The sequence below is a fragment of the Microcoleus sp. MON2_D5 genome (assembly GCF_036701905.1).
In the GTDB taxonomy this organism is placed as follows: domain Bacteria; phylum Cyanobacteriota; class Cyanobacteriia; order Cyanobacteriales; family Microcoleaceae; genus Microcoleus.
The window spans coordinates 1-11,518 of sequence record NZ_JAUBRM010000005.1; the positions used below are offsets into that span (position 1 = coordinate 1).

Below are 11,518 nucleotides of genomic sequence, written 5' to 3' on the forward strand. Positions count from 1 at the left end.
GGCTTTTTTAAACTTCAAATGCTTGTTAATAATTTAACTCGTTCAATTTTTCAAAACCTCAATATCCCTTATTTCCAGTTTTCCTCTGCGTAGAGTGACAAAAGAGGGTTAAGCTTAACAGCAACCGTTCTCAGACCTTAATACAATCCTTAAACCAGCGCGCCTCAAAAAATTGTTGCTGGACTTCAGAATTTTCTCAGAATTGATAGTTAGTTTAAATAGACAACGATCGCCCCATTCAATCGATCGAGGAAATTTACCATGAAAACAGATTACCTCATCGTCGGCAGTGGTTTATCAGCACTGGTTTTCGGAGCTTTGATGGCAAACTCCGGCAAAACCGTACACATCCTCGAAGCTCACGAGCATCCCGGAGGCTTTGGTCACACCTTTACGATGGCCAACAAATACACCTTTAATGCCCAATTCCACTACGTTTGGGACTGCGGCGAAGGACATACAGTCAATCGAGTTCTCAAAAAACTCGGTCTCGATCGAGATGTCACCTTTGAACGGTACGATCCGAATGGCTACGACCACATGAGAATGCCTGGGTATGCGCTGGATATTCCCTCGGAACCAGAGGAACTGATCCGCAGATTGTCGGCGCTGTTTCCCGAAGCGGGCGAGAGAATTCGCCAATTCGTCAACGAAGTCGAGAAAACCGGCGAAGGACTCAGAAAACTCGCTCCTCCCGTCAAACCAATTGAATTGCTCAAAAATTTCGGTGACGTATTCTGTGCCGTCCAACACCTCAACAGTACACTTCAGGACGTTTTCGACAAGTTCCAACTCCCGCAAGCCGCGCAAACCCTATTAGCCCTGCAATGGCCGGACTTTTTGCTGCCTCCAAATCAGCTTTCTTTCTATGCTTGGATTGCCTTGTTTAGAGGCTATCAAGAAGGTGCATTTTACCCGACCCAGCATTTTGAAGATGTCATCAATTCTTTAGTTAATGTCATTGAATCCAACGGCGGGAAAGTTCGGCTAAACCATGAAGTCACGAATTTTAGGGTGACAAACAGAACAGTAACAGGAGTTGAAGCGATGGATTTGACCACGCATCAAACCCATGAATTCACGGGCGACACGGTGATTTGCAACCTTGACCCGAAAAGAGGGGCCAAGATGATTGGAGAGGAACTGTTCTCTAAAAAAGTGCGGCGGAAACTCAACTATGAGTATTCTGCATCTAACTACATGGTGTACTGCGTTGTCAAAGATATCGATCTCCGAGACTATGGATTTGGCAAGTGGAATACGTTTCATACGGAACACTTGGATCTAAATGAAGCTTTTGCTCAAATGTATGACCAAAATGATTTTTCTCGTCCGAGCTTTGCCATTACAACGCCAACTTTACTGACGGAAGCGCGGGGGGATTGTCCAGAAGATTGTCAAATTGTCGAATTTCTGACTGTTGCTAATTACAGCTATTTTAAACAACTTTGGGATAGCGATCGCAAAGCTTACAGACAGAAGAAACAAGAGATTCTGGACTCGATTTTAGATGTAGTTGAAAAACACTATGTTCCGAATTTCCGCAAACACATGGTCTTTCATGTTACCGGAAGTCCGACGACTAACGAGCGCTTCTGTTGGTGTCCTAACGGTAATTCCTACGGTTCCAGCCTGACGCCGCGCAACATGGGGGTCGATCGACTAAATCATGAAACATCCCTCAACAATTTCTATTTCTGCAACGCCTCCTCGGGCTATCCAGGCTTTGCACCGACATTTTGGACGGGGGCGCTGCTTTACCAACGTTTATCCGGCGATGCGATTCTAGGCTAAGGAAAATTGGCAATAGGTTATTTTCCTGTTTCTCTCGTTCCTTGGCAAAGCCAAGGAATGAATTTCACTCTTGCTCTGCCTCATCTAAAAAATCTCTCGTTTCTGCTCTCATTATCTCGTTCCTTGGCTGTGCCAAGGAATGAATTTCTGGAGGCTCTACCTCATCTTAAAAATGACGAGGCACAGCAAGACTGAAATGCGTTTCCAGGTATAAGCGGGAAACGAAAATTTCTTCCTTCTTCCTTCTTCCGACTTCCATCGGACTGACATCCGTTACATCCGTTACATCCGTTACATCCGTTACACAATCCGTTGCCGAACTTCCTTCTTCCTTCTTCTTTCTTCCTTCTTCCTTCTTCCTTCTATCAATCTAGGAGTGAACTATGAGAATTGCAATTGTTGGGGGCGGAGCGAGCGGTATGGCAGCAGCCTACTGGCTCGATAAACAGGGGCATCACGTCACTGTGTTGGAAAAGCAGCCGATTTTAGGCGGACACATTCGGACGCTCAACAAAAATGTTGCGCCCAATCAATCGGAGTGCAATGAAATATTAGAAAATGGGGTGCTGGAATTTCCCACTGTGTTTTACAATTTCGCGGCTTTTATGCAGGAGCTAGGCGTTGAATTAGAACCCGTGCAGATTGGTTCCGCGCTGTTTCTTAAAGATGGCGATCACTTTTTGTCTAAGGTCTCTATCCGGAAAAATTTTACCGGAATCCAACGCCTGATCGAGTATTTGCGGCTGGATAGTCTCTACGCTCGTTCGGCTGCATTTATTTTAAAAATGCGGTTTGCTAAACAGCACGATTTCTACGATGTGCCGCTTTCTGAGTCTTTGAAAAGCTCGTGCGTCCGCAATTATTGGCTGAAGTTGCTGACGATGTACAGCTACTCGATACCGTTTGAATTGCTCGACAATTTTCCGGCAGAATTGGCGCTTCCTGTTCTGCGCGACTATGCCTTGGTCAACTGGGTGAGGATTAAAGGCGGGGTGTATTCTTACATTGAAAAGATTCTGGAGCGGTTTAAGGGCGATATACGGCTGAATGTGGAGATTGCCCAGACTTTCAGAAGTGCTGATGCTGTAAAAATTGTGCTTTCTAATGGGGAGAGTCAGGAATTTGATAAGGTGGTTTTTGCGATGCCACCAGACCAAGTGATGAGGCTGTTGTCTGATCCGACGGATGCGGAAACGAAGCGGTTTTCGGCGTGGAAAGCCAATTATGCAACGACTGTGCTGCATTCGGATACATCAATGTACGATCGCTACGGTATCCGCAAGTTATCAGAATTTGATTTTTTCGAGACTGACAAGGGATGGGGATATAATGCTAGCTTGAATCAGCTTTGCGGCATCTCATCCCCACGAGAGTACAGTTTAGCTTTTCAACTGGAGGAGTCGATCGCCAAAAAAGACATTATTCACATTCAGAAACATCACACGCCGCTATATAATGTCGAGTCTTTTCGCTATCGAAATGAAGTTATCGAGACTAATGGCGAAAACAACACTTATCATGCAGGAGCTTATTTGGGTGATGGTTTGCACGAAGGAGCCATTACCTCTGCTTTGCGAGTCGCGAAATTAATTGGGTGAGCTTAATGGTCATGCTACAAACTCTCGCAAATATCAGTAAATTTCTTGCCGGTGCAACACTCTCACAAAAGTAATGATGTCTGCATCAAACAGTTAAACCAATGCGAGAGTCGTCCACTCGGATGCGAAATTAATTTTTGGCGTTCGTTGCCTAAGCTGCGACACCACGTGCTGCAGTTAAGTAGACATCATTGCTCAAAGATGGGGGCATTGTTGAGCCGGCTAACTGAGTACCCTCAAAGTTGGTTCCCGTGAATGTTGCCCCGCTCAAGTCGGCTTCGCTCAAGTCTGCATAGCACAGCCTAGCCCAATCAAGGTTTGCCTGCACCAAAGAAACTCCCACCAGATTTGCCCTGGTTAAATCTGCTCCCATCAACTTGACGCCCCGCAACTGAGCCCCGCTGAGATTGGCAGCTAACAAGTTCGAGCCTTCCAAGTTTACCCCGTTCAGTTTGGCTCCGCTCAGGTTGACCCCATTGAGATCCGTCCTGCTGAGGTCGATGCCATTGATGTAAGCTTTGCTGAGATAGATGCCTGTTAGTTGAGCGCCAAAAAGCTTTGCACCGCTGAGTTTTGCCCCTCCGCAGTTTGCCCAGTTGAGGTTTGCTCCCGTGAGGTTTGCGCCCCGCAGGTTGATGAATTGCAGGTCGGCTGTACACAAATTGGCGTTCCAGAGGATGGCCATCGCCAGGTTGCTACCTATGAGTTGGGCGCCACTCAACTTTGCCCTAGGCAGTTTTGCTTTGACGAGGAAAGCTCCGCTGAGATTGGCTTTCGTGAGATCTGCGTCCGCTAGTCTGGCTTGACCCATTTTTGCAAAACTCAGATTTGCCCGGTAAAGGTTTGCGTCGTTGAGTTCTGCTTTAGTGAGATGCGCCCGACTCAGGTTAGCTCCCGATAGGTTAGCCCTCGAAAAATTTACCCCGACCAACATAGCTCCGCTGAGGTTTGCTCCGCTGAGGTTTGCGCCAGCAAAGTCTCTGTTTCCATTTTCGTACTCTTTGAGCAGCTCGGTTACTTCCATAGCGGTCAGATTCCTAATAGCAGAAATTTATCTAGAAATAAACACTCTTTATAGATATTTTATCTCAAAGGGAGTGGAGGCGCTCGCACTTTCAAGAAAGCTGACAATTAACTTTATATTTATACATATATAGCAATCCTTGCAGGAGTCGTAAATTTTTACCCCACCCCAACCCTCCCCGAACCCGCTCGCTCGGAAGTAAGAAATTCACAAATGATGCGAGGATTACTATACTTTGTGCTTTTTCCCGAGCCCCGACCTTTTTGAGGTCGTAGTCTGAAACCCTTGATTTATCGTGGGCCTCTAGTGTGCTTCGGCAAGCGTTGCGATCGTACTGAGATCCGTGAAACCGTTATTCTCAGTAGGTAAGCCATCAAACACTGTCCGAAGTGTTAATCAATAGTTAAAATCAATATTCTTGTTGTCCACTGTGGCTAACAGCTTTTTTAAACGGAGACTGCAAATTTGTTAGTTGTGTTTGCGTCAGGTGTCGCTAAGGCTGGCACGGTCATAGCTCCATATTTTATCTACGGTCATTTTTCATAAAAATTAGAGGTGGAACAACAGCTTAATCAGCGAGAATTTTTCTCGGTTGTCTCGCAGCAGTTATACGATCGTGCTTTTCAATATTTCCTTGAGTCGATCAGGGTTAAAAGTAATTTCAGACCTGGTACTTCTGAGGAATTTATCGATATGCCTAACGGTAGAGGGTATTCGTTCAAAACCTAGCAGATAATATACTGCAGATGGTACAAAACTAACAGCGAGTAGTATCTGTATAGGATCACCCCCTCTACGGACAGTTAGGCAAATGTGTCAATCTATGTTATGCTGAGTCACAATTGAGGAAGGATTATGTCAAAAGAAAGAAAAAGCAACAAAGAAGTCAAAAAGCCAAAGAAACAACCTGATGGTGTTGCTAAGCCGAAGGATGACAAAAAAAATTATGGTAGCAGCGAGGGCCGCAAGTAGAGATAGCTGCCGCTCTCTGAACTGTGATTAATTTTGTTCAATTGTCATTACTATCGATTTTTAACAGATTTCAATATCCTATTGTGGGATTATCCCAAAAAAGGTTTATTATATCTAGGGAATATGCAGTGCTAAACCCAAAGAATAATGAAGTCTGTTTTTAGTGATGAATATGAAACCTTCCGTTGCTGTATGATTGCGGCTCGTAAAGAAGCGCAACTAACTCAGGAGTCTGTTGCTAAATCTCTTAAAAAGCCCCAGTCTTTCGTAGCAAAATATGAAAACGGTGAACGACGGTTAGATGTAATTGAGTTTCTGTTAGTTGCTCATGTAATTGGTGTAGATCCTTGCGATATTATTAGGAAAATTTCACAAAAAATATCTGAAGCATCTTGTGAGAGCGAGATATGAATACCCAAGATGTAATCAGACTTGCCTCCCAATATCTAGATCGCTTATCGGGTAACACTTTCGACGTTTTAGATGTATCTAAACCTGTTACCGTAGATGCAGCGGTGAACCTGTCTAAAGTTATCTCAAAGCTTTCGCCCTTAGTCGGAAATTTAATCGAATTTAACACCGTTGAATTCTTGAATCAACAAAATGAGTTCGCTGAATTTGGAAAGTGGCATAGGCAAGATCCTGGCTTTCCAGATACTATTTTCCTCGGCATAGTTCAACCAACGCCAGGATTAGAACTTAAAGCGTGGTTCCCACTAGCAACAGAGATAACCGCACGTTTCAAAGATAGTCAAAATCACTTTAGGTTCGATCAGACCTACGTTGCTATCCTGGCATGGCTACCCGATAAAATCATCTATGGCAAGCCTGGCATTCTTGATGTGTGCGTTGTCTCTGGTTTATCGGTAGCTGTAGCGAGAGATACCCACTATCACAATCCGCCGGATTATCTTGTTTTAGAGCCGGAAGATACAACTCAAAGAACAGCAAATTTGCAACAAACAAACACCAGTGGATATAAATTCCAAGGCTCTGCTGAGGAGTTTTTAGAAGCTAAGAAAATAGTTGATTCATGGGGTACTCAAGGAAAAGTCTACAAACCAACTAGAGAGTATCAGCGCCTTCTGCGGGAGCTACGGATACGCTATGAATATAGACTAGATACAAATTTTGCAAAGATGGACAGAATTGTACCTCCAGGCATTGAGGAATTTAAGCGACGTGTCTACAATACTGAAGTTTCCGGTAGGACCGTTGGTCGGTGGAATAAGCTTTTATCAAGTCGCCTAGAAGACAGCATCAACAAATCCCTACAAGATTATCTACAGATTAGAGAAGAGAGTATTGATGAAATTATTGATTAAATCTCTGTACACCATAGTAGAAATAGTCGGGATCTATCTCGCAAGAAAAGGCTTTTCTTTTGAGTTGACGTGCTGACAACGCTGCACTGAAAAGTCCGCCAAAAGGTTCCCATATAACATCGTTTTCATCGCTCGATGCCTCAACAATAAGATCCATCAGATCAAGAGGTTTTTGGTTGAGATGTAATGCTTTTCCAGAAATAGTTTTAACTCTCTCATCACCCCGTAAAGCTTGACGCTCCCAAACGTTTGTAAAACCGTGAGGGCATCTAAACTTCGATCGCATATTGCTCCATTCTTGTCCCGTTAAAGACTGATTGCCATTCAGCGAAAAGTATGGTTTTCCTTGAGGACTACCATACTCATTTGCATAGTCCACTAGCCTTTCAAACATCTCGGTCGGAGGGAAATACCACAAATGCCCTTGATCGAAGTATTTCCTGGTTGCTGCATCCACCACCCCGCAAGCATGGTTGGCCCGTCGTAACGGCAACCCCGAGCGTTTCCACTCTCGCAGTAACCACGCCTTTAAGGTAAGTTCATTAACTGTTACTTCTCTAACGTATTGAACGCAGACTTCTGTAACGACGGGGAACCTGCGAATTTTCTGTGTGTTAACATTCCCTGCGATATGACCTTTTCCCTTGTTCCAAATATTGGAATTGACATAGCGCCAACCATATTTTTCTAGAAGTGGATGCACAATAGCCCAACCAATCTCTGAATTCCAAAACCAGAGTGTTGTACACGGTATGGCTGCTTTTGACGATGCCTCGATATGAGGTTTATACCAATTAGGTAAATCAATGTGATCTGAGGTGTCTCCTTCAAACCCAAGAATACCGTAAGCTCCATCTGAAACGATGACAGTAGGTTGCTCCCAATTGTCGTAGTGCTGGAGACTATCGCCGAGATATAAAGTAACGTATTCGTCACTCCATGCAGAAAAATTAAAATTGGTATTGAGATTAGCTACTTTGCCACGACCAACAGTGCTGCTCGCTTTGCGTTTTAAGATGCTGGGAGAATTCGCTTCTGCGTTAGGACTCATTTGTTGACTTACGTGACTGTAAAAATTAAGTACAAATATTTTATCCTATTTTGGGATATTGAGGGTAAGTGATACCAAAGTTAACCTACCTACTTCCGCTTTGTTGAAAAAAAATATAGTTCGATCGCCCAAATCTATCACAGCGATATCTCAGTAACTGCAATATTACCCTCAAAACACACGTCAACATCAGTCCCCGCCGCCCGAGCGCGCGATCCATATTCTCCCGCATAATAAAAGTATTCTCCCTCCATCCGGTAAACCACTGGCAGCGGCTGCGTCGAAGGCTGGCAAAACACAATTTCCGGTTCCGCACTTCCCGGCGCTAAATGTGGCAAATTCACATTCCAGAAACACCCAGACTTTGGTTCCCGGTTGAGCAAATCCGCCAACACCCGCGATGTCCAGCGAGTAGCGACATCCCAGTCTATTTCAAGCGGCCTTTTAATCCGGTGGGAAATTGCGATTCCCGGAATACCGTGCATAGCTGCTTCGCGCACAGCCGCAACCGTACCCGAAATATACACGTCAACCCCCAAATTGCCACCCGCGTTAATACCCGAAAGCACCAAATCCGGCTTTGCACAAACGTGATGAAGAGCAATACGCACGCAATCGGCCGGTGTTCCCCCTACAGCATACTCAAATTCCGATCGCCGATCGACATGAATCGGACTGTGAGCCGTCACTTGATGCCCGCAGCCCGACAATTGCCCCTGCGGAGCCACCATAATTGCCTTGCCTTCTACAGCCTGCAAAAGTGCCTGAATCCCTGGAGCGTCGATGCCGTCGTCGTTGGTTAAAATTATCGTCATTATGTGTCGGTTTTATAGAACCGATTTGAGAGCGCAGAGGCTGGCAACCTTCTGGTAGCTCTAGCCCAAATTGGTTGTTGGTTGGTGGCGATCGTCAGTATGAGCATTGCCACACATTTATATGATGGCATTAATTGAACAGTTGCCGCAGAAATGTGGCGCGCCACATTTTAGGTCAGCCGCATTTTGATATGACAGCTAAAGCGACTTGTTACGCTTGCCCCAGTGCAGCATTCATGACATCAGTGTCGATGCAAACATCTAATCACATCATTTTTTCCTCGGCTCTCCCCGATGCTTGGTGTTAAAAGTAGCAGATGATACTAACTATCTGAGACTGAACGTTGAAACCCTCGATCGTGCTAAATTATTAGCTTACGTTATCACCATAAGTACGAGAGAGCCACACGGGAGAAGAAAATATATGATCTAATTATAATTCACTATTTAAGTCGAGTTGATTTTCGCTGAATCGCTTACGGTGACTAATAACGCAAGTTTCTAGTTATAAACTGCGGTGTTGCTAATTGCCAGCTTGCTAATCAAGTTTCTTACTCGAATTAGCCATTAGCAGCCTGTTTGAGATAACTAGCAACTTAAGTTAAGAGCAATTAGTGCAGGTGTCATTCATCTCTAATTTAACCCCTATAAAAACTATGAACAAATCTGTAGAAAAAGACGATAAGCTTGAAAAAAATAGTAGTTTCCCGCGATCAGTATTGTCAGTTAGTCGAGTAGAGTTTGGGCTAAGAGAAGATAACCCAGAGGCCAAGTATTGCCCGCTAAAACTGCTAGTTAAGGACGGAAAACAACTTCCGTCAGGATTGCAAGGCCACGTATTTATTATTTCAGCCACAGGCTCTGTTGACTCCAAATCTCGCGATGATAACAAAGATATTGTATTTCCTTCCAGTGATGGTTTCACACCATTTTACAACGGCGACGGGATGGTTTATCGCTTTGATTTTGACAATCTTGAGGAAGGAGTATTTCTCACAACTAGAATTGCTAAAACCCCCTGTTACTATGCCGACGCAGCCACAAATAAATGCCAGCCTAACCTGAGATTTAAAAATCGCGGCATCATGCGAATGTCTGACGAGTTAGGGATTCGCAATCAGCTAAACACCGGATTTCTACCCATGAAATTTTCTCAGGAAGACAACGAAAGACTGCTGATAACTTGGGATATAGGGCGTCCCTACGAAATTGATACAAAAACGCTGGAAGCAGTCACTCCGGTGGGTTGGGATCGAGATTGGAGAGCCTTTAATCCGCTATTAGCTAAGCTTCCCTTACAACCGCCTTTTCCGTTTAAATTAGTTCAGACTTCAGCCCATCCTTGTTTTGACGAGAACACAGGGGAAATGTTTACTGTCAACAGCGGGCGATCGCTCTCCACTTTTATTGCTCAATTGCGTCCAGTCCTCTATTGGGCATTCGGTTTGATTGACAGCATCAGAAATCCCTCCCCGCGAGGATTTCAGAAAGCTCCCGACCAAAAAAACTTTTTCCAAAAATTAGCAGCAGCCTTTAAACAAACAATTCATTTATTATGGAGTCTGCTGCAAAGTTTTAATATATTTGCCAACTTTGTCTATGTGATTTCCTGGGATGGCAAAGAAAAGATTAATAAATGGCAGGTAACGCACCCCAATGGTTGCCCGATCGCAATTAAACAGAGTATGCACCAGATAGGATTGACTGAAGACTACGTGGTGCTGATGGACACTGCCTTTAAATTCTTACTAGAAGAAATACTTCCGGCGCCAAACGAGCCAAAATATGAAGAAATAGAAAAATGGCTGAGCAACTTAATCGATCGCCCGCAATTACCCGACAGTACGATCTACATTGTCCGCCGCACTGACCTGAAATCAGATGTCAAGAAAGTGGTAGCGCGACAGGTTGTCATTCCCCGCGAAACCACGCACTTTCTCACAGACTATAAAAATCCGAACGATCAAATCACGCTGCACTTAGCGCACGTATGCGCTTGGGATGTAGCTGAATGGATTCGCGAGATCGATTTCAGCAACTCAGACAACAATGGAGGCTTACCCCATATGTTTGGGATGACAGTAGGGCCATTAGATATTAGTCGCATGGGATGCTACGTACTCGATGCTAAGGATGCCAAACAAATCAAAGTTGCCAGAAGCGATTTGACAGGAGTTTATGCAGACAACCAGCCTAACAAATATTGCCAGGATACTCAGACCAACGGTAAAGAATATTGCAAATACACTTGGGGACCAGCACTTTATGCTTACCGTGAAAATCCGCCTTCTGGACACTTTGAAAATATCTACTGGAGCTTTTTTGGATGCTGGGAAGATATTTTCACTGAAGAAGGATTCCAAATGTATCAAAACTATAAATATCGGGCAATACCAGCCGATGAAGTGCGCCAGTTGACCAAAAAAGGCATCAAATCTAACTTGTTACGACTGCACATAGCAGATCTGGATACCCTTGAAGCAAATGAAAATCGGTTGCAGATTCAAGACGCATACGAATTTGACACAGGTTATTTCGGCAACTCGCCGCAATTTGTCCCCCGCGCGGGCGGAACAGGCGGCTATATTGTATGTGTAGTTTATAATGGTACAGATGAGCAACCTGACAACGGCAATGAAATCTGGATTTTCGACGCTGCGGATTTGAAGAGCGGCCCCCTATGCAAACTCTGGCATCCACAACTTAATTTTGGGATTTCCGTACACACGACTTGGTTGTCCAAGATTGGCAAACGGACGGCTAGTTATAATATTCCGGTGAAACAAGATTACGAATATTTAGTCAAACAGCAACCTCAAGAAATTCAGGAGTTCTTTAACGAGTGGGTATATCCGAAGCGAGAACCAAAAGACAGCGGTGACTGTAGCGTTAGTTAGCTCCGCAAGTCAGATTGCTAACTCAAAAGTGATCGCTGTTTC

The 11,518-nt window shown here is 44.4% G+C and carries 8 protein-coding genes; 5 read left to right on the forward strand and 3 right to left on the reverse strand.

The features are described 5' to 3' along the window. The first annotated feature begins 261 nt into the window (after window positions 1-261). A complete protein-coding gene (locus tag QUA47_RS02860; RefSeq protein ID WP_333429637.1) occupies window positions 262-1,794 on the forward strand; it encodes an NAD(P)/FAD-dependent oxidoreductase in 1,533 nt (510 codons plus the stop codon). A gap of 383 nt (window positions 1,795-2,177) precedes the next feature. Then, a complete protein-coding gene (locus QUA47_RS02865) occupies window positions 2,178-3,392 on the forward strand; it encodes an FAD-dependent oxidoreductase (RefSeq protein ID WP_333429638.1) in 1,215 nt (404 codons plus the stop codon). 151 nt (window positions 3,393-3,543) lie between these two features. Here QUA47_RS02865 and QUA47_RS02870 read toward each other — a convergent pair whose 3' ends face one another. Further along, window positions 3,544-4,416: a pentapeptide repeat-containing protein gene (locus QUA47_RS02870; RefSeq protein WP_333429639.1), complete on the reverse strand. Its 873-nt coding sequence runs from the start codon at window positions 4,414-4,416 to the stop codon at window positions 3,544-3,546. Between the two features lie 1,119 nt (window positions 4,417-5,535). Between QUA47_RS02870 and QUA47_RS02875 the strand changes: the two genes are divergently transcribed. Together QUA47_RS02875 and QUA47_RS02880 are read left to right on the forward strand one after the other, a co-directional pair. After that, on the forward strand, window positions 5,536-5,799 hold the full coding sequence (locus QUA47_RS02875; RefSeq protein WP_190736647.1) for a helix-turn-helix domain-containing protein: 264 nt from the start codon (window positions 5,536-5,538) through the stop codon (window positions 5,797-5,799). Continuing rightward, window positions 5,796-6,713: a hypothetical protein gene (locus QUA47_RS02880; protein WP_333429640.1), complete on the forward strand. Its 918-nt coding sequence runs from the start codon at window positions 5,796-5,798 to the stop codon at window positions 6,711-6,713. The genes QUA47_RS02875 and QUA47_RS02880 overlap by 4 nt, the downstream gene beginning before the upstream one ends. Here QUA47_RS02880 and QUA47_RS02885 read toward each other — a convergent pair. Both QUA47_RS02885 and surE read right to left on the reverse strand, forming a co-directional pair. Beyond that, window positions 6,703-7,764 carry a DNA methyltransferase gene (locus tag QUA47_RS02885; RefSeq protein WP_333429641.1) on the reverse strand — a complete coding sequence of 354 codons (1,062 nt, stop codon included), beginning with the start codon at window positions 7,762-7,764 and terminating at the stop codon, window positions 6,703-6,705. The two genes, QUA47_RS02880 and QUA47_RS02885, sit on opposite strands and share 11 nt — an antisense overlap. Window positions 7,765-7,901: 137 nt before the next feature. Further along, the gene (gene surE, locus QUA47_RS02890) at window positions 7,902-8,579 is read right to left on the reverse strand and encodes a 5'/3'-nucleotidase SurE (RefSeq protein WP_333429642.1); all 678 of its coding nucleotides are present in this window, start codon (window positions 8,577-8,579) and stop codon (window positions 7,902-7,904) included. Window positions 8,580-9,235: 656 nt separating this feature from the next. On the opposite strand from surE, the gene QUA47_RS02895 reads away from it, so the two are divergent. Then, window positions 9,236-11,476, forward strand: a complete 2,241-nt coding sequence (locus QUA47_RS02895; protein ID WP_333429643.1) for a carotenoid oxygenase family protein — start codon at window positions 9,236-9,238, stop codon at window positions 11,474-11,476. Window positions 11,477-11,518 lie beyond the last annotated feature (42 nt).